The organism is Nocardia thailandica NBRC 100428 (genome assembly GCF_000308795.1).
GTDB classification, from domain to species: Bacteria; Actinomycetota; Actinomycetes; order Mycobacteriales; family Mycobacteriaceae; genus Nocardia; species Nocardia thailandica.
In genome coordinates this window covers 14,615-32,665 of sequence record NZ_BAGK01000223.1, presented here as the reverse complement: position 1 = coordinate 32,665, position 18,051 = coordinate 14,615, and the positions used below count along the sequence as shown (strand labels likewise).

Genomic DNA, 18,051 nt, shown 5'->3' with positions numbered 1-18,051 from the left:
GACGCGCGGTGGCGGCACAGGTCCGCCGGCGGTGACGCAAGCCACAACGCCCCGCTGGGTTCAGACTAACCAACCCCGCGGCGATGTCGAACGGGCCGCCCCCCGGCGGCCGCGGGCCCGCCCGGTCAGTCGGCCTGCTGGACCGCGTCGGGCAGGACGTGCGGGGTGGCGTTGAAGATCTCCGGCGAGCCGCCCACCCGGACGACGCCCTCGAGCGCGCTCCACGCCATCATCGTCAGGTAGTCGATGACCTGTTCCCGGGTCAGCGTCTTGCTCGTGGTCCACCAGTGCGTGGCCAGCTGGATGCCGCCGACGAGCACGTACGACCACAGCATCGCGCCTTCGGTCTGGATGCCCTTGGCCCCCGCCCGTTCCACGAGCACCGTGGTGACCACCTCGGCGAAGAGCCGCTCGAACTCGGCCAGGGAGGTGTTGTCCCCGGTGGAGTTGTTCATGATGAACCGGTAGATCTCCGGGTCCTCGTCGACGGTGCCGACGTACTCGGCCATCGCGGCCCGGACCAGCTGGTATTCGTCGGCGTCGACGCTGATCGCGCCGTAGACGCGCGGGAGCATCGTGGTCTCGATGAACCGCTGCATCGTGGCGTGGACGAGGTCGTTCTTGTCGGCGAAGTACCGGTAGAGCACGGTCTTGGACACGCCGATCTCGGTGGCGATCTCGTCCATGCCCGCCTGGCTGCCCCTGGCGCGGATCGCGTTGAGGGTGCCGTCGACCAGCTCTTCGCGCCGGTCGATCTTGTGCTGGCGCCACCTGCGTTTTCTGCCGTCGACCGGACCGCCGCGTACCGCGGGGGCGCGGCTCGCGTGCTCGCCGAGGTCGACAAGGTCTTCGGTGGACAGGTCAGCCCCCTTTGTCGGTGTGCGCGTTCGGTCTCTCCATAGCTTAGGCCCGTCGGGGTGACGTCGAGCGCGTTTGCCGCCAGGATGCGGCATTTACCACACCCGCTCGCTACTCGCGCGTCACCGAGCGGGCGGTGTGGGCGGCGACGCGCGGGCCGACAGCGGCGCGGGCGCGCGCGGCACAGCAGAATGGGAGCCATGGAGAATGCTCCCGGCAACTCGGCGGTGCTGCCGCCGCGCCCGCAGCCCCCGGCAGGAGCGGCAGGACCGACAGGATCGGCAGGATCGTCTTCTTCGGGGTTCGCCGCGCTGACCGACGAAGCCGGTAAACGTCGTGACCTGTGGAAGATGAAGACGGTGGCCACCGGGTTCCTGCTGGTGGCCACGGTGGTGTACCTGTTCTGCCGCTGGCTCGAGTCCCGCGGCGGCGGGGGCGAGTGGGTCGGGTACGTCCGGGCGGCCTCGGAGGCGGGCATGGTCGGCGCGCTGGCCGACTGGTTCGCGGTGACCGCCCTGTTCCGGCACCCCCTCGGCCTGCCGATCCCGCACACCGCGATCATCCGGAAGAAGAAGGACCAGCTCGGCTCCAGCCTCGGCGACTTCGTCGGCGCCAACTTCCTGGCGCCCGACGTGGTGTCGGCCAAGCTCGCCTCGGCCCAGATCAGCCTCCGGGTCGGGGGCTGGATGGCGCAGCCGCGCAACGCGGCGCGGATCGCGCAGGAGAGTTCGACGATCCTGCGCGCGGTCGTCGGGGCGCTGCGCGACGCCGATGTCGAGCAGATCATCGACAACACCATCGTCAAGCGGATCGCCGAGCCGGAGTGGGGCCCGCCGCTCGGCCGGGTGCTCGGGGAACTGATCGCCGACAACCGTCAGCTGCCGCTGATCGACCTGCTCGCCGAGCGGGCGCACCAGTGGGCGCTGGGCAGCCAGGAGACCATCGACCGCGTGGTGAACCGGGACGCGCCGCAGTGGGCGCCCAAGTTCGTCAACGTGCTGTTGGCCGAGCGGATCTATCGCGAGCTGGTCGAGTTCACCTGGAAGGTGCGCTCCCAGCCCGACCACGAGCTGCGGCTGGCGGCGAACAAGTTCCTCGAGGACTTCGCCGACGACCTGCAGCACGACGAGGCGATGATCGCCAAGGCCGAGAAGGTGAAGGCCCAGATCATGGGCCGCGACGAGATCACCGGCCTGGCCGAGGCGACCTGGCGGGCGGCCAAGCGGCTGATCCTCGAGTCGGCCGACGACCCGGATTCGACGTTGCGGCGCAAGGTCGCGGAGAATGTGCAGCAGCTGGGCGAGCGGCTGCGCGACGAGCCGGAGCTGCGGGCCAAGGTCGACGGCTGGATCGACCGCGGCGCCCGGTACCTGGTCGGCAACTACGCCAGGGAGATCACGACTCTGGTCACCGACACCGTGGCGCGCTGGGATGCCGACGAGGCGAGCAAGAAGATCGAGTTGCAGGTCGGGCGCGATCTGCAGTTCATCAGGATCAACGGCACGGTCGTCGGCGCGCTCGCCGGCCTTGCCATCTACGCGATCTCGCAGTTGCTGTTCCACTGAGGGGCAGCTGTTTGCCCACCGGGTGCTAACAAAGTGCTTGCAAGAGTTAGCACCCTCGCCTAGTATCGATCCCGTACAACCGCCAGAAGGTGAGTGATGGCTGACCAGCCCGAGGTTTCCGCCGAGTACGCCGAGCAGCCCGAGGAGAAATCCGAGGCGCTCGGGGAGCGGACGGGCCGCGTAGTGCACGCGGCGCACGACATCGGAGGGTTCATCAGGTCGCAGCGGGAGGCCGCGCAGGTCTCCCTGCGGCAGCTCGCCGCCCTGGCGGGGGTGAGCAATCCGTACCTGAGCCAGATCGAGCGCGGGTTGCGCAACCCCTCCGCCGAAGTACTGACGCAGATCGCCAAGGCGCTGCGGATGTCCTCGGAGGTGCTGTACGTACGGGCTGGCTTTCTCGAGCAGCGGCCGCACAGCCCGGTCCGGGACGCCCTGCTGGCCGACACTTCGGTGACGGAACGGCAGAAGCAGGTGTTGCTGGAAATCTATGAGTCGTTTCGCCGGGAAAATGGGGAAACAACCGGCTCAGGGGGGCATGGGCAGGACAGCGAGGTTCCGCTCACGACAACAGAAACTCCGCCACGCCAGGAGAACGAAAACTGATGACCGACAAGACCGCAACCACTCCCGTTACCGTGACCAAGCCGCTCTTCGCCACCGTCGGTGCCGGTGACGCGCTGTACACCGCCGTCAACGACGTCGTGACCGAGGTCCGCGGCCGCGTCGGCGCCGCCGACGTCCAGGCCCGCGTCGACGAGGCCCGCGAGCGCATCGCCAACGTCCCCGCCGACGTCCAGGCCCAGTTCGACAGCCTGCGCGAGCGCCTGGCCGGCCTGCCGTCCGAGCTGCCCGAGGACCTCGCCGAGCTGCGCGAGAAGTTCACCCCGGAGGAGCTGCGCCGCCTGGCCGAGCAGTACTACGCCAAGGCCCTCGACATCTACGCCGACCTGGCCGTGCGCGGCGAGGAGACCGTGGACCGGCTGCGCGCCAACCACCTGGTCGAGGAGCAGATCACCCGCGCCGAGTCGCTGTACAAGGACGCCTCCGCTCGCGCCGAGGACGTGCTGGGCAAGGTCAACGACCTGCTCAACCGCGGCAAGGCCGAGCCGGTCGCCGACGCCGCTCCGGTCGTCGAGGCCGAGGTCGTCGCCGTGACCACCGAGGAGCCCGCCCCCGCGGCCGAGCCGAAGAAGGCCCCGGCCCGCAAGGCCGCCGCCAAGAAGGCTCCGGCCAAGAAGGCCGCCCCCAAGCAGGTCTGATACCTCCCTGCCTGTACGCCGACAGCGGCCCCGCACACACCGTGTGCGGGGCCGCTGTTCGTATGATGGGAAGGGTGAACGCTGCATTCGCGCTGACCCAGGTGATCCTCTTCGGGCTGTGGCTCGGCGCTCTCGGTATGTCCGTCTTCGCGCTCGTCCACGCGGTCCGGCAGCGCTCGGACGCCTTCACCGCCGTCGACAAGATGACCAAGCCGATCTGGCTGGCGATCCTGGCCGGGTCGCTGGGGTTCCTGCTGCTGGCCTTCGCCAGCGGCTCCATGTTGCTGTCGTTCATCGCGATCATCGCCACTGGCGTGTACCTGGCCGATGTGCGGCCGAAGGTCGACGAGGTGCAGCGCGGCCCGCGCTGGTAGGCCGGTAGGCGACTGATCGGGCTTGTCGCTGGCATTGCACGTTAATCGGAGTTACTGTATCGAGCAGTAACACAAAGGAGTGTCCGATGCGTGCAATGCTGCCGTCTGCATTGGTGAAGCTGACCGACCAGGTCAAAATGTCGATCGACGCCCACCGCGCCGATCTGCGGAACCGGACCTACCCGGTCGAGGCGTTCAACCCGCCGCGAGTCGCGGCCGAGGTGATCCCCGTGGTCACCGCCGACGGTGCCCGCCTGCGGGTCCACGCCTACGGCCCGGTCGACGCCCCGGTCATCGTCTTCCTGCACGGCTGGACCTGCTCGCTCGAGTACTGGAACGCCCAGATCAACGCCTTCGCGGGCCGCTACCGCGTCGTCGCCTACGACATGCGCGCGCACGGCGAGTCCACCGGCGGCTTCGCCCACGTCACCCCGCAGCTGCTCGCCGACGACCTCGAGGACGTGCTCGCGGAGGTGCTGCTGCCTGGTCAGCGCGCCACCCTCGTCGGCCACAGCCTCGGCGGCATGACCCTGCTCGCCTGGGCCGCCCGCTACCCCGAGCGGGTCGCCGAGCGGGCGAACGCGGTGCTGCTGGCCAACACCGGCGCCTACGAGCTGACCGAGGTCTCCACCATGATCCCCGGCTTCAACAAGCCGCTGGCCGTCCTCGGCGGGCGCAAGCTGCCCTCGCCGCTCTGGCTGGGCAAGGCGATCCTCGGCACCCCCGTCTCGCTGCCGCCGCTGCCGCCGATCAAGTGGATCTTCGCCCGCCAGGTGATGACCCTGGACGCCGACCCGGTCGCCATCTCCTACGGCCTCAACGTCGTGCGGTCCTGTCCCGCCCTGGTCCGCGCCCGGTTCGGCATCATGCTCGCCGAACTGGCCCTTGGCGACGCCGCGAGCAAGCTCAGCGTGCCGACCACCATCCTGTCCGGCGACCGCGACGACATGACCCCGCCGGTCCACGCCGAACGCATCGCCGGGCTGCTCTACGCCTCGGGCAGGCTCGTCGAGCACAAGGTGCTGTCGAGCGGCCATCTGGGCAACGTCGAGCGCTACCGCGAATTCAACGCCGAGCTCGCGGATCTGCTCGCCCACGTCGCCGAGCCCGTGCGCGCCGCGGTCTGAGAGCCTGCGAGGATGGGCGGATGAGCACCACATCCGCCACCGATCGCCGGTACGTCCTGACCCTCGGCTGCCCGGACCGACCCGGCATCATCGCGGGGATCACCACGTTCATCGCGGGGTTCGGCGGCTCGATCGTGGAAGCCGGCTACCACTCCGACCCGGACACCGGCTGGTTCTTCACCCGGCAGGCGATCCGGGCCGACACCGTGCCCTTCGGCGCGGAGGCGCTGCGCGCGCACTTCGCCGGGGTGGCCGCGGGCTTCGGCCCGGAGACCGACTGGCACCTGCACGACACCGGTGAGCCGCGCCGGATCGTGCTGCTGGTCAGCAAGGACGGGCACTGCCTGCACGACCTGCTCGGCCGCGCCGCGGCCGGGGAACTGCCCGCCACCATCGAGGCGGTCATCGGTAACCACCCCGACCTCGGCCCGATCACCGAGGCGCACGGGGTGAAGTTCCACCACGTGCCCTTCCCGAAGGACCCGGCCGAGCGCGGGCCTGCCTTCGAGCAGGTGCGCGACCTGGTCGACGCCCACGATCCGTCCGCGGTCGTGCTCGCCCGGTTCATGCAGGTGCTGCCCGCCGAGCTGTGCGAGCACTGGGCGGGCCGGGCGATCAACATCCACCACAGCTTTCTGCCCTCGTTCGTGGGCGCGCGCCCCTATCACCAGGCGTACGCGCGCGGGGTGAAGCTGATCGGCGCGACCTGCCACTACGTCACCGCCGAACTCGACGCGGGCCCGATCATCGAGCAGGACGTCACCCGCATCGACCACGCCGACACCGTCTCCGACATGGTGCGCCAGGGCCGCGACATCGAACGGGTCGTGCTGTCGCGCGGCCTGCGCTGGCACCTGGAAGGCCGGGTGCTCGTGCACGGCCGCCGGACCGTCGTGTTCGAATGACCTACAGGTCGTAGAACGGTGCGGCGTAACGGAACTCGCCGAGCAGTACCGGGTCGTAGGCGGTGAGGGCGCGGACCTGGAAGTGCTCGGTCCACGCGGCCACGTCCGGCACGACGCCGAGCCGGTCGGCGGGCACGAAACCGAAGCGCTGGTAGTAGCCTGGGTCGCCGAGCAGGCCGACCAGCGGCTCGTCGAGCGCGTCGGCCGCCCCGAGCGCGGCGTGCACCAGCGCCGAACCCACCCCGGACTTCTGCCTGTCCGGCAGCACGCCGAGCGGGCCGAGCGCCAGCACCGGGTACGGGCCGACGGTCGCGCGGGTGAGACAGATGTGGCCGGTGACGGTGACCGTGTCGGTGTCCAGCGCCACCAGCGACAGCGTCGGCATCCACGACTCGTCCCCGCGGAGCGCGTCGACGAGGGCGACCTCGGGCGGCTCGGCCACCGACGAGCCGTAGTGCGGGGCGAAGGCGGTGCGGTGGATCTGGGCGACGGCGGGGGCGTCGGAGATCTGTTCGCGGCGGATCAGCACTCTTGGTCTCCTCGACAGCGATTCCATCGCGTACAACTCACCGATCCGGCGGGCCCGTCCGGGATGGAGCCGGAGGAAAGCCCGGCCCGCCTGATTCAAGTGTGGGCGATGTGGGTACACCAGCGCAACGCGATTCGGGTGCGCGGGGGTTCCCGGGCCGGTCGGCACGGTGTGTCAGACTCGGCGCTATGTGCGCTGCCATCACACTGACCCGTGCTCAGGTCGCCGACATGATCGACCACACCCTCCTGGCGCCGGAGGCGACCGCCGACGACGTCGCCGCGCTGGTCGCCGAGGCACGGCAGCTGGGGGTGTACGCGGTGTGCGTGTCCCCGGCCATGCTGCCGGTGCGGGCGCCGGGGCTGGTGGTGGCCACCGTCGCCGGGTTCCCCTCCGGCAAGCACCACTCGCTGATCAAGGGGGCCGAGGCGCGGCTGGCCGCCGAGCAGGGCGCGGCCGAGGTCGACATGGTCATCGACGTGGGCGCCGCGATCGCCGGGGACTGGGCCGCGGTGCTCGCCGACATCATCACCGTCCGGGAGGGCATCGGGGACCGGGCCCGCCTCAAGGTGATCATCGAGTCCGCCGCGCTCACCGACGAGCAGATCGTCACCGCGTGCCGGACCGCCGAACAGGCGGGCGCCGATTTCGTGAAGACCTCCACCGGTTTCCACCCCGCGGGCGGCGCGACCGAGCACGCGGTGCGGCTCATGGCCGAGACCGTCGGCGGCCGGCTCGGGGTCAAGGCCAGCGGCGGGATCCGGACCGCCGAGGACGCCGCGGCGATGATCGCCGCGGGCGCCACCCGGCTCGGGCTGTCGAAGTCGGCGGCCGTGCTCGCCGGTTTCCCGGAGTAGCGGGTTCAGCAGCGGATCTCGGTCTGGTTCGCGTTCGCGCCGGTCGGCTCGAGGCGGGTCGCGCCGCCCGAGAGATGCACGGTCACACCGTTGTCGGTCACCTTCACCTCGGTCGCCTTCAGGCCGAGGGGGTAACTCTGCAGGCTGGCGGTGAAGGTGTCGACGATGCCCTGCACCAGGTCGGTGGGCAGGCCGATGCCGAGCAGCTGCGCGGACTTCGTCTCCACGTTGATGTTGCCGCCGACCACCGTGGGCTGCACCTGGAGCTGCGCGAGACCGCCCAGGACGTCCATGGTCAGCATCCCGGAGGAGGCCGAGGAGGTCACGTTGCTGACCATGCCGCCGAGCGTCTCGGCGATGCCGCTGTTGGCCCAGGTCACCTCGGCCGACGAGCTGCCGATGGTGGCGCCGTCGCGGCCGCGGTCGTGCAGTTCGATGTCGGTGAATTCGGCGTGCACGTCCATGCCGACGGCCGGGCCGAACTTGTTGTCCTTGCTGTCCACGGTCATCGAACCGACGGTGCCGTCCAGGTAGGTGATCAGCATGGGCTTCGGCCCGAAGCCCACGTCGATGGACGAGCCCATCTCCCGTTCGAACTGACTGCTGATGCAGCTCGAGATCTGGTGGCGCGCATAAGCTTCCGTGCCACCCACCGCTGCGACCAACAGGACCGCGATCACCGCGAGCGCGATGACGAGGGTGCGCCGGGTGATCCTCGGGGCGGGGCGAGTCTGCGTGCTCATGCCAACCGATTCTTCACCAGATTCCTGAGCCCGCTCTGAGGGGGGATTGAAGCAGGTCCAAGGCAAATGTGACCTGTAACACTGTTTGCGGCGTAGCCTGGAATCCGTGAACGGCGAGGCAGGGCGCCGGTTGGTGGGGACGGCGGATCACAGGTGGCGGGTGCTCATGCGCCTCGCGGGGCGGCACGCGGGGTATTTCACCACGCGCCAGGTCCTGCGGACCGGCTGTGAGCTGCGGGTCCGGGCCGGGCTCGGAGATGGTTCGGTGACCAGGACCGGTGTCGGGATGTTGCGGCTGGCGCAGTGGCGGCCCGGCCCGTTCGACGAGTACGCGATGTGGGCGGCGTGGTTCGACGGCGCGGCGGCCGTGTCGCATCAGAGCGCCGCCGAACTGCACGGCCTCGGCAGGCTGGCGCCGCAATACCTGCACCTGACGGTCGGCGCGGGCCGCCCGCCGGTGACCTCGCGGCTGGTGCTCACCCGGCGCAGGCTCCCCGTGGACGAGATGGAGTCGGCGGGACCGTTCCTGGTCACCACTCCGGTGCGCACCGTGCTCGACCTGGCGTCCACCGACATCGGTCAGGCGGCCTTCGAAGAGGTGGTGGCCGACGCGGTGCTCATCCACCGGTGCGCGGGCGACGAGATCCGCGGCGCCAGCGCGCATCTGCCGCCCCGGGCGGCGGCGCGGGTGGCGCGGGCGCTGTCGGTGGTCTGAGGCTCAAGCACCCGGCGCGACCACGTCCCACGGCACCGACAACACGTTGTCGCGCATCCGTCTGCGATACGCCCGGACGGGAAAACCAGTGGCGCGCAAGGTCTCCGCGGCCGCGCGCCAGCGGATCCGGGGACCGAAGGGCGCCAGCGGCGCGGCCTGTGCCCAGGCGCGGTCGGCGGCGGTGAGCAGCGCGTGCACGCGCTCACCGGGGACGTTGCGATGGATCAGGGCCTTGGGCAGGCGTTCGGCGATGTCGGACGGGCGCTCGACGGTGAACGGATCCCAGGCCAGCGTCAACGAGAGCGGGCGCCGCCGGTCGAGGACGATCCAGGCGCAGCGGCGGCCGAGTTCGTCGCAGGTGCCGTCGACCAGCAGCCCCTCGGGCGCCAGGTTCCGCTGGATGCGCGACCACGCCTCCGGGACCTCGTCCTCGGCGTACTGGCGCAGGACGTTGAACGCGCGGACCAGGACCGGGCGCAGCCCGGCCAGCTCGAAACCACCGCGCGCGAAGACGACGCCGTCGCGGCCGGGCACCACCCGGTCCGGGTCGATCTCGAGGCCGACCACCCGGACGTCGGGCCGTACCGTGCGCAGCCGGCCGGCCAGCTCCAGCGTGGTCCAGGGGGCGGCGCCGTAGCCGAGGTCGACCACGAGCGGGTCGGCGGCCGCGCGCAGGCGCCCGGCGACCAGCTCGTCGTTGATCAGCCACCGATCGCTGCGGCGCAGCCGGTTGACGCCGGTGGTGCCGCGGGTGATCGTGCCGACCGGTCGGGTCAGCGGGCCTCGGTCTGCTCGGTTTCCAGCCACCGCAGCGTCTCTTCCTGCTCGCCGCGGAACAGGTCGACCAGGTTCACCAGCATGAGCTGCTCCAGGCGCGGGCCGACCATGGGGATGAAGACCTTGGCGACGGGGGAGAAGCGCATGGTGGCGCCGGTCTCGGTGGGGAACAGGCGGATGTCACCGGTCAGGCTGCCCGGACCGGCCGGAATCGAGGCCGAGAAGCGCCCCTCGGTCTCCTCGGCGTCGAAGGGACCCCAGCTCTCCTTGCGGGTGATCACCATGTCCTTGCGCAGCACCGTCTGCGCGATTTCGGGCAGCATCTCCCTCGGCAGCACGTGGTTGAGCACCACCTCGATGCCCGAGTCGCTGACCTCGTGGCTGACCACCTCGTTGTTGGGGGTGAGCTTGCGCATCTCGGCGACGCGCGCTTCCCAGTAGTCCCGGTTCGCCAGCGCCGCGTAGAGCTCCTCGGTCTTGTGGAGCGGGTAGCGGGCGGAGTAGTCCAGTCGGCGTGCCATGGAGGAACAGGTTACCGGGGGTCACCGGTAGCACGGCAAGGCAGCCGTGCCGGTGACCCTCAGGCCTTGCCCGCCAGCCAGGTTCCGGTGAACTCGGCTTCGCCCTCCAGCAGCGCGGTGAGGTGTTCGGCGATGGCGGCCTCGATCTTGCCGCCGAACAGCGGGATCTTGACCTCGATGCTGCCCCGGAGCGTGACGACGGTGGCGTTCTCGCCCTCGGCGGCGAGGGTGACCTCGCCGCGCACGGTGGCCGGCGCGCCCTCGACATGGGCCTCGACGGTGCCGACGGTGCCCGCGTAGGTCTCCGTGCGGGGGATGATCAGGTCACCGGGGCGGACCGCGGTGACCGCGGGCGGCAGCTGGTCGGCGGCGATGGCCTGCACCATCTGCACCCGGATCTGGGTGCCGTCGTCGTCGAACGAGTCGAGCCGGGCGTTCGGGCCGCCGACCTCGGCGATGCGGGCCTTCCAGTACTGCTCGTCGGCGAGCGCCGCGCGCACGGCCTCGACGGGGTGGTCGTAGCGGGCGGTGAACGCCAGAGGTGTAGCCATGCGCGACAGGCTACCGTCTGAAGACGTGCGAACTACACGGACGGTGCATTCCGATCGGCTCGGCGACCTGCTCGGCTCCACCGGCGCGGTACTGCGGGAATCGGTGCCGCTGGCCCAGCTGACGACGCTGCGCGTCGGCGGCCCGGCGACGGTCGCCGACTGCGCGGACACCACGGCTCTCGTCGACACGGTCCGCGCGCTCGACGGCGCGGGCGTCCCGGTCCTGGTGCTGGCAGGCGGGTCGAACCTGCTGATCAGCGACGCGGGCTTCGACGGCGTCGTGGTCCGGGTGGCCACGACCGGGGTGGCCCTCGGCGCGGACCACGTGCTGGCCGAGGCGGGCGCGAACTGGGACGACGTGGTCGCCGCGACCGTGTCGGCCGGGCTGGGCGGCCTCGAGTGCCTGTCGGGCATCCCTGGGTCCGCAGGCGCCACCCCGGTGCAGAACGTGGGCGCCTACGGCGTCGAAGTCGCCGCGCTGCTGCGCCGGGTGCGGCTGCTCGACCGCACGACCGGCGAGATCCGCTGGGCGGAACCGGGCGAACTCGGGTTCGGCTACCGCACCAGCGTGCTCAAGCACAGCGACGCCTCCCTCGTCCTCGCGGTCGAATTCGCGCTCGACCCGTCCGGCGCCAGCGCGCCGCTGCGCTACGGCGAACTGGCCAGGGCGCTCGACGCCGCCGACGGCGAGTCCCGGCCCGCCGCCCTGGTGCGCGAGGAGGTGCTGCGGCTGCGCGCGGGCAAGGGCATGGTGCTCGACGCGGCCGACCACGACACCTGGAGCGCCGGGTCGTTCTTCACCAACCCCGTCGTCGCCGCGGACCGGGTGCCCGAGGTGCTGGCCGCCATCACCGCGCACGTCGGCGACGTCGCCGTGCCGACCTACCCGGCCGAGGCGGGCACCAAGTTCTCGGCGGGCTGGCTGATCGAGCGGGCCGGGTTCGCCAAGGGGTTCCCCGGCCCGGAGGCGCCCGCGCGGCTGTCGACCAAACACACCCTGGCCCTCACCAACCGGGGCGGCGCCGGCGCGGCCGACATCGCCGCGCTGGCAAGGACGGTCCGCGACGGCGTGCGGGACCGCTTCGGCATCGTGCTCGAGCCCGAGCCCGTTACCGTCGGCGTCACCCTGTAGGCCAGCCGGGAGACCCCGGCGCGGGGCTCCCGGCAACTCACCGGCGACCGGTGTGACGGCGGCCACCCAGTACATTCGATGGAGTGGGCAATCTCTGGGTGAACACCAGTTCCGGACGCCGGGCGCGGGGCGCGGCCGCGGTGATCCTGCTGGCCGTGCTGGCGCTGCTGACCGGGTGCACGATCGACAAGCCGGGCGCCGCGCCCGAGCCCGAGGGCCCGGTGGCGCGGGTGGCGATCACCCCGGCCGCGGGGGCGGCCGAGGTCAACCCGCTCACGCCGGTCGCGGTGCGGGTCACCGACGGCACGATCGACCAGGTCGCGCTGACCAACGCCAACGGGCGCCAGGTCACCGGCGCGCTGTCCCCCGACCGCACCACCTTCACCGTCACCGAGCCGCTCGGCTACGGCGCCTCCTACACCTGGACCGGCACCGCCACCGGCACCGACCACAAGCCGGTCCCGATCGACGGCACCTTCACCACGGTCACGCCGAAGTCGACCCTGCCCGCCACGATCAACATCGGCGACGGGCAGGAGGTCGGTATCGCGGCGCCGATCATCCTGAAGTTCACCGGCCCGGTCACCGACAAGGCGGCGGTCCAGAAGGCGCTGACGATCAAGACCGACCCCCCGACCGAGGGCTCCTGGGCGTGGCTGCCCGACGACGGCGGCTCCCGCGTCCACTACCGCACCAAGGAGTACTGGACACCCGGGACGAAGGTCGAGGTGAGCGCCAAGCTCTACGGCGTCGACCTCGGCGGCGGCGTCTACGGCGACGCCGACCTCACCTCGAACTTCACCATCGGCCGCAGCCAGGTCGTCATCGCCAACGCGCCGAGCCATCGCATGCAGGTGGTGCGCGACGGACAGACGATCTTCGACTTCGCCGTGAGCTACGGCGAAGGCAACGAGGCACGCAACGTGACCCGCTCCGGCATCCACGTGGTGACCGAGAAATACGAGGACTTCCTCATGTCGAACCCGCCGTTCTACACCAACGTCCGGGAACGCTGGGCCGTGCGCATCTCCAACAACGGCGAATTCATCCACGCCAACCCCGAATCGCTGTCGGCGCAGGGCTCGGCCAACGTGACCAACGGCTGCATCAACCTGTCCCCGTCCGACGCCCAGGCCTACTTCCCGACCGCCCTCTACGGCGATCCGGTCGAAGTGACCGGCACCCGCATCGACCTGTCCGCCGCCGACGGCGACATCTACGACTGGGCCATCGACTACGCCACGTGGAAGTCTATGTCGGCTCTGTAGTTGGAGCGCTGGCGCGCTCGAGTCGCGGCCCTTGGTGTCCCGCCGAAACGCGGGGCGATACTCGCGCCTGCGGCGCATGGTCTCGCCCCGCGTTTCGGCGGGACGGCCGCGACGCTCGCTGCGCTCGCCGGCCTCCTCGGGGCCGGCCGGTGGTGGTTGCGGCGGCGTTGGAGCGTGAGGGGTGTCGTGGATGGCTGACGTGGAGCCGCCGGGCGTTTCCCCTCGGGCGACACGGCCTCGGTGGGGTCGGCGCCCGGCGGCGGTGACTCAGGCGGGGATGGCCCAGCGGGGGTGGTCGGCGTCGATCACGTACGGGTGGGTGTGGCGCACCCAGCCTTCGCCCGCCGGTTCGGCGTCGGTGAGGATCGCGGGGTCGGTCTCGGCGACGCGGTGCAGGTGGGTGATGACCTCGGGGTCGTAGCGCGGCCACCAGGCCACGGCGACCGCCAGGCCGACCACGGCGAACGCGGTCAGGGTCAGCCAGGTGGCGGTGAACCCGGCGGTGGTGGCCAGCCAGCCGGTGATCGGGTAGGTGATCAGCCAGGCCACGTGCGAGAGCGAGAACTGCGCGGCGAACAGCGCGGGGCGGTCGGCCGCCGCGGCGGAACGGCGCAGCACCTGGCCGGTGGGGGTCAGGACGGCGGCGGTGCCCGCGCCGATCACCGACCACACCGCGGGCGCGGCGATCCAGCGCCAGTCGCCGCCGCTCGCCTGGGACAGCGCGACCGCCGCGAGCAGCCCGGCGATGAGCACGGCGCCGCCGGTCAGCATGACGGGGCGCGCGCCGAGCCGGTCGAGCACGCGGGGCAGGGTGAGCGCGACGAGCATGGTGCCGAAACCGTTGGCGGCCAGCAGCATCGCCACCCCGCTCTGGGTGCCGCCGAGGGTGTCGCGCACGTAGTTGACGGTGGTGACCATCACGATCGAGCCCGCGGCGGCCACGACCAGGTTCAGCCCGAGCAGGCCGCGCAGGCGCGGGGTGAGCGCGAAGATCCGCATGCCCGCGGCGATCCGCTCGCCGAAACCGCTCTGGCGCACCGGCTTCGCGTCGGGGATGCGGGTGGTGACCACCAGCAGGGCGGCGGCGACGAAACCGGCGGCCGTGCCGACGAACAGCCAGTGGAAGCTGATCAGGCTCAGCGCCACCGCGGCGAGCATCGGGCTCAGCAGCGTCTCCATGGTGGCGGCGAGCTGGGCGGCCGACAGCGCCCGGGTGTAGTCGCGTTCGTCGGGCAGGATGTCGGGCAGCACGGCCTGGTAGGTGGGTGTGTAGGCGGCCGAGGCGGTCTGCAGCAGCGCGATGAGGACGTAGATCTGCCAGATCTGGTCGACGAACGGCAGGGCGAGCACCACGCCCGCGCGGATCGCGTTCAGGCCGACCAGCCCGAGCCGGCGTGGGAAGCGGTCGGCGTAGGCGCCGACGACCGGCGCGACGGTCACGTAGACGGCCATCTTGATCGTCAGCGCGGTGCCGAGGACGGCGGCGGCGCTCGCGCCCGCGAGGTCGTAGGCGAGCAGCCCGAGCGCGACGGTGGTCAGGCCGGTGCCGAAGAGCGCGGTGATCTGGGCGGTGAACAGTCGTAGGTAGTCGCGGTTGCGCAGCAGTGCGGTGATCATGGTCGTCCTCCTGGTTCGGGACAACCATATACCCCTAGGGGGTATTCCGGAAGGGAAGAAGAGGCCCGCGCCGGGCATCGGCGCGGGCCTGCCCGGCGTGGCGCGTCAGCGCGCGGGCGACTTCACGTCCTCGGCGATCTGGGCCAGCTCCCGCTCGTCGACCGGCAGACCCTGCTGCTTGGCGAGCAGATCGCGGATCTCGATCAGCAGTTCGGTCTGCGTCGGCTCGGCGGCCTTGGTCGTGCCGAACCGGTTGGTCAGCGACTTCATCGGCAGCATGAGCACGAAGTACAGCACCGCGGCGATCATGACGAAGTCGATGAAGGCGGTGATGATCGGGCCGACGGCGATGAAGGTCGCGGGCTTGTCCGCCACCAGCTGGATGCCGAGGCCGAGTTCGTTGGACGAACCGAGCACGGCCAGCAGCGGATTGACGATGCCCTTGGTGACCGCGGTCACGATGGCGGTGAAGGCGGTACCCATGACGACCGCGACGGCGAGGTCGATCACATTGCCGCGCATGAGGAAATCTTTGAAACCGCTGAAAATGGACTTCAGGCCACGCATGTCTCGAACTCCCATCCGGCTATCTGCGAACGCGGTGATGGTATCCATCGGGCCGCGTCCCCGCGAATCGACAGCAAAGGCCCGTAGGGGTACCCCACGGGCCTCGCGTTCACACGAATTCAGCTGCGCCGGGCGAAGCGTCCCGGTTCGGCCTGGTCACGCGGCTTGACCACGATGGTGTCGAGGTTCACATGCGCCGGCCGATCGGCGACGAAGCCGACGATCTCGGCGATGTCCTGCGCCAGCAGCGGGTCGATGCCCTCGTAGACCTTCGCCGCGCGCTCGGCGTCGCCGTCGAAGCGGACCAGGGAGAACTCGGTCTCCACCGCGCCGGGCGCGATCTCGGTCAGCCGGACCGGCTTGCCGAGCAGCTCGCCCCGCAGGGTGCGGTGCAGCACGGCCTGGGCGTGCTTGGCCGAGGTGTAGCCGGAACCGTTGTCGTAGGCGTGGAAGGCGGCGATCGAGGTGATGGTGACGATCAGGCCGTCGCCGGAGTCGATGAGCTTGGGCAGCAGCGCCTTGGTCACCCGCAGCGTGCCGAGCACGTTGGTCTCCCACATCCAGCGCCAGTCGTCGAGGTCGGCCTCGGCCACGCTGGCCAGGCCCTTGGCGCCGCCCGCGTTGTTGACCAGCACGTCGACCCGCTCGATCGCGGCGGTGAACGCGGCGACGGATTCCTCGGAGGTGACGTCGAGCTCGAGCGCGGTGCCGCCGATCTCGGCGGCCAGCCGCTGCACCCGGTCGAACCGCCGGGCGCCGACGTAGACGTGGTAGCCCTGTTTCGCCAGCTCGCGGGCGGTGGCTTCGCCGATGCCCGAGCTGGCACCGGTCACGACAGCGGTGCGTTTGGTCATGACCCCGATCCTAGGAAGTCGGCGCCCGCGGGGGCAGTGTTGGGATCGGACCGATCGGTTCTGCGCGCGCACTACCCTGGCGGCATGGCAATTCGCGACGTGGTCAGCGCCGACGGCACCAGGATCGTCTACCGGGTCACCGGTCCCGAGCAGGGCAGGCCGCTGGTGCTGCTGCACGGCTGGGCCGGGAACCTGACCTGCTGGGGCGCGGCGGCCGACGAGCTGGCGGGCCGCTACCGGGTCATCGCGGTCGACCTGCGCGGGCACGGCTACTCCGACGCGCCGGAGGCCGGGTACGACGACCCGAAGAACTGGGCGGGCGACGTGGCCGCCGTGCTGGCCGCCGAGGACATCGACTCCGGCGCCGTCCTGCTCGGCTGGTCCTACGGCGGCATCGTCGCCACCGACTACCTGGCGACCTACGGCACCGGCGCGGTCGCCGGTCTGGTCTACACCGGTTCGCTGGCCGGCATCGGGCGCGGCGTGCCGGGCGCGGCGCAGGGGCCCGCCATGCAGAAGGCGATCCCCGGTGTCTTCGAGGAGAGCGCGGGCCGGGCGGTGCGCGCCTTCGCGGCGTTCGGCAACGCCAACACCGGTCCCGGCGCGGACAAGGGCGTCGACGCCCAGCGCCTTTTCGGCGGCAGCCTGGCCACGCCGCCGCGCGTGCGCAAGGCGCTGTTCTACCGGACGATCGACAACACCGAGACCCTGCGCGCCCTCGACATCCCGGTCCTGGTGCTGCACGGCACCGCCGATCCGGTCGTCCCCGTCGAGAGCGGCCGGTACATCCTCGACACCGCCCCCGACGCCCGCGGCTCGTTCTGGGAGGGCGCCCAGCACGGCCTGTTCATCGAGGACCCCGCCCGGTTCGTCGCCGAACTGAGCGGGTTCCTCGACGCGCTGGACTGAGCGGGCTCAGTGCTCGGTCGGCACGATCGCCCGCCCGTTGACCGGGTGGACCGGGCGGGAGTTGTGCGGGAACAGCGCGCGGAAGTAGGCGGCCTCGTCGGCGCCGACCGGCATGCGGGTGCGCAGCACCGTCCACGCCACGCCCTCGCTGCACGGTGGCGTGGTCAGGGAGCCGGTGTACTGGTACTGGCCGAAGTCGGTGGGCAGGAAGCTGTTCAGGTCGACCGGCCCGGCGACGGTCTTGGTCCCGCCCGCCTCGGCGGGGCCGCCGAACAGGATCCGCCGGTAGGGCGAGTGCTGGTCGGTCTCGGCGAGCAGCACGGCGAGGACGGCCAGCCTGCCCTGCGCGTTGCGGTGCACCAGGTGTAGTTCCATGCTGGTCGTCGCGCCGTCGAGCGTGTGCTCGCTCGGGGTGTGGAAGTGGAACTGCTGCAGGTCGTAGACCCTGCCGCCCACCACGATCCGGTTGGCGTTGCCCGCGGGGGCGGCGATCTGCAGGGTGTGGCCGTTGTGGGTGATCTTCGCCGCCGCGAGCGGTTCGGCGTAGTCGATGACGATGTCCTGGCCCGCGCCGTGCGCCGCCGCGGGCAGGTCGATGGGGGACTGGACGTGGCCGGTGCCGCACAGCGAGTAGTCGTGGTCGAGGTCGGCCCAGTGGTCGGGTCCGTCCTCGCCGTCGTATCCCCAGTGCGCGCCCGCCTGCGGCGGCGGGGCGAGGGCGGCGTTGGTGCTGCTCGTGCCGCAGGCGGCGGCGAACAGGCCGAGGGTGGCCAGGCCGAGCGAGCGGCGGCTGAGGACGGGGACGGTCATGCGGTGACTCCTGCTTGCGCCGAGTCACGGTGCGCCGACACTGCCCGCGCAGGTGGCTCGGGAACGGTAGGACACGGTCGCTCACGCGCCGTATGGGCGCTGTGTCCGGTTGA

At 71.1% G+C, this 18,051-nt stretch carries 21 protein-coding genes; 11 read left to right on the top strand and 10 right to left on the bottom strand.

All coding sequences use genetic code 11. The features are described from left to right. Positions 1-125 precede the first annotated feature (125 nt). Complete coding sequence (locus tag ON36_RS25520) at positions 126-686, bottom strand: TetR/AcrR family transcriptional regulator (RefSeq protein WP_043658626.1); 561 nt, start codon at positions 684-686, stop codon at positions 126-128. Between the two features lie 372 nt (positions 687-1,058). Between ON36_RS25520 and ON36_RS25515 the strand changes: the two genes are divergently transcribed. The 6 genes from ON36_RS25515 (at position 1,059) to purU (ending at position 6,088) form a co-directional block, all read left to right on the top strand. Beyond that, on the top strand, positions 1,059-2,423 hold the full coding sequence (locus tag ON36_RS25515) for a DUF445 domain-containing protein (protein ID WP_373281843.1): 1,365 nt from the start codon (positions 1,059-1,061) through the stop codon (positions 2,421-2,423). A 96-nt stretch (positions 2,424-2,519) separates the two neighbouring features. Further along, positions 2,520-3,026 (top strand): helix-turn-helix domain-containing protein, encoded by a 507-nt coding sequence (locus ON36_RS25510; protein ID WP_043658668.1) that lies wholly within the window; start codon positions 2,520-2,522, stop codon positions 3,024-3,026. Further along, a complete protein-coding gene (locus ON36_RS25505) occupies positions 3,026-3,682 on the top strand; it encodes a hypothetical protein (RefSeq protein ID WP_043658623.1) in 657 nt (218 codons plus the stop codon). Before ON36_RS25510 ends, ON36_RS25505 begins: the two co-directional genes overlap by 1 nt. Positions 3,683-3,747: 65 nt before the next feature. Further along, the gene (locus tag ON36_RS25500; protein ID WP_245558197.1) at positions 3,748-4,056 is read left to right on the top strand and encodes a DUF2516 family protein; all 309 of its coding nucleotides are present in this window, start codon (positions 3,748-3,750) and stop codon (positions 4,054-4,056) included. An 86-nt stretch (positions 4,057-4,142) separates the two neighbouring features. After that, positions 4,143-5,183, top strand: coding sequence for an alpha/beta fold hydrolase (locus ON36_RS25495; RefSeq protein ID WP_043658619.1), 1,041 nt, complete (start codon positions 4,143-4,145; stop codon positions 5,181-5,183). A 20-nt stretch (positions 5,184-5,203) separates the two neighbouring features. Next, complete coding sequence (gene purU, locus ON36_RS25490; protein ID WP_043658617.1) at positions 5,204-6,088, top strand: formyltetrahydrofolate deformylase; 885 nt, start codon at positions 5,204-5,206, stop codon at positions 6,086-6,088. A gap of 1 nt (position 6,089) precedes the next feature. Here purU and ON36_RS25485 read toward each other — a convergent pair whose 3' ends face one another. Next, positions 6,090-6,617, bottom strand: coding sequence for a GNAT family N-acetyltransferase (locus ON36_RS25485; RefSeq protein WP_043658615.1), 528 nt, complete (start codon positions 6,615-6,617; stop codon positions 6,090-6,092). A 188-nt stretch (positions 6,618-6,805) separates the two neighbouring features. Here ON36_RS25485 and deoC point away from each other — a divergent pair, with 188 nt between their 5' ends. Beyond that, positions 6,806-7,474 (top strand): deoxyribose-phosphate aldolase, encoded by a 669-nt coding sequence (gene deoC / locus ON36_RS25480; RefSeq protein ID WP_043658613.1) that lies wholly within the window; start codon positions 6,806-6,808, stop codon positions 7,472-7,474. A 5-nt stretch (positions 7,475-7,479) separates the two neighbouring features. Here the strand turns inward: deoC and ON36_RS25475 are convergent, their stop codons facing one another. Then, entirely contained in the window at positions 7,480-8,217 is a 738-nt protein-coding gene (locus ON36_RS25475; RefSeq protein ID WP_043658611.1) for an LmeA family phospholipid-binding protein, read from the bottom strand. Between the two features lie 106 nt (positions 8,218-8,323). Between ON36_RS25475 and ON36_RS25470 the strand changes: the two genes are divergently transcribed. Next, positions 8,324-8,932, top strand: coding sequence for a type IV toxin-antitoxin system AbiEi family antitoxin (locus ON36_RS25470; RefSeq protein ID WP_052314341.1), 609 nt, complete (start codon positions 8,324-8,326; stop codon positions 8,930-8,932). A 3-nt stretch (positions 8,933-8,935) separates the two neighbouring features. Here the strand turns inward: ON36_RS25470 and ON36_RS25465 are convergent, their stop codons facing one another. The 3 genes from ON36_RS25465 to ON36_RS25455 are packed head-to-tail and all read right to left on the bottom strand — an operon-like array spanning position 8,936 to position 10,781. Continuing rightward, positions 8,936-9,739, bottom strand: coding sequence for a class I SAM-dependent methyltransferase (locus ON36_RS25465; RefSeq protein ID WP_174377611.1), 804 nt, complete (start codon positions 9,737-9,739; stop codon positions 8,936-8,938). Further along, positions 9,706-10,230 carry a DUF2505 domain-containing protein gene (locus ON36_RS25460; protein WP_043658607.1) on the bottom strand — a complete coding sequence of 175 codons (525 nt, stop codon included), beginning with the start codon at positions 10,228-10,230 and terminating at the stop codon, positions 9,706-9,708. Before ON36_RS25460 ends, ON36_RS25465 begins: the two co-directional genes overlap by 34 nt. A 59-nt stretch (positions 10,231-10,289) precedes the next feature. Further along, a complete protein-coding gene (locus tag ON36_RS25455) occupies positions 10,290-10,781 on the bottom strand; it encodes a DUF2505 domain-containing protein (RefSeq protein ID WP_043658606.1) in 492 nt (163 codons plus the stop codon). Between the two features lie 91 nt (positions 10,782-10,872). Here ON36_RS25455 and ON36_RS25450 point away from each other — a divergent pair, with 91 nt between their 5' ends. Together ON36_RS25450 and ON36_RS25445 are read left to right on the top strand one after the other, a co-directional pair. After that, positions 10,873-11,913, top strand: coding sequence for a UDP-N-acetylmuramate dehydrogenase (locus ON36_RS25450; protein ID WP_052314347.1), 1,041 nt, complete (start codon positions 10,873-10,875; stop codon positions 11,911-11,913). A 98-nt stretch (positions 11,914-12,011) separates the two neighbouring features. Continuing rightward, entirely contained in the window at positions 12,012-13,181 is a 1,170-nt protein-coding gene (locus tag ON36_RS25445; RefSeq protein WP_043658663.1) for a L,D-transpeptidase, read from the top strand. Between the two features lie 267 nt (positions 13,182-13,448). Here ON36_RS25445 and ON36_RS25440 read toward each other — a convergent pair whose 3' ends face one another. From ON36_RS25440 to ON36_RS25430, 3 genes are all read right to left on the bottom strand, one after another. Further along, the gene (locus ON36_RS25440) at positions 13,449-14,798 is read right to left on the bottom strand and encodes an MFS transporter (RefSeq protein WP_043658604.1); all 1,350 of its coding nucleotides are present in this window, start codon (positions 14,796-14,798) and stop codon (positions 13,449-13,451) included. Between the two features lie 105 nt (positions 14,799-14,903). Beyond that, positions 14,904-15,347 (bottom strand): large conductance mechanosensitive channel protein MscL, encoded by a 444-nt coding sequence (mscL, locus tag ON36_RS25435; protein WP_157225006.1) that lies wholly within the window; start codon positions 15,345-15,347, stop codon positions 14,904-14,906. Between the two features lie 137 nt (positions 15,348-15,484). Next, complete coding sequence (locus tag ON36_RS25430; protein WP_043658602.1) at positions 15,485-16,219, bottom strand: SDR family NAD(P)-dependent oxidoreductase; 735 nt, start codon at positions 16,217-16,219, stop codon at positions 15,485-15,487. Between the two features lie 84 nt (positions 16,220-16,303). Here ON36_RS25430 and ON36_RS25425 point away from each other — a divergent pair, with 84 nt between their 5' ends. After that, positions 16,304-17,128, top strand: a complete 825-nt coding sequence (locus ON36_RS25425) for an alpha/beta fold hydrolase (protein WP_043658601.1) — start codon at positions 16,304-16,306, stop codon at positions 17,126-17,128. Positions 17,129-17,134: 6 nt separating this feature from the next. Here ON36_RS25425 and ON36_RS25420 read toward each other — a convergent pair whose 3' ends face one another. Beyond that, positions 17,135-17,938, bottom strand: a complete 804-nt coding sequence (locus ON36_RS25420) for a carbonic anhydrase (protein WP_043658599.1) — start codon at positions 17,936-17,938, stop codon at positions 17,135-17,137. Positions 17,939-18,051 lie beyond the last annotated feature (113 nt).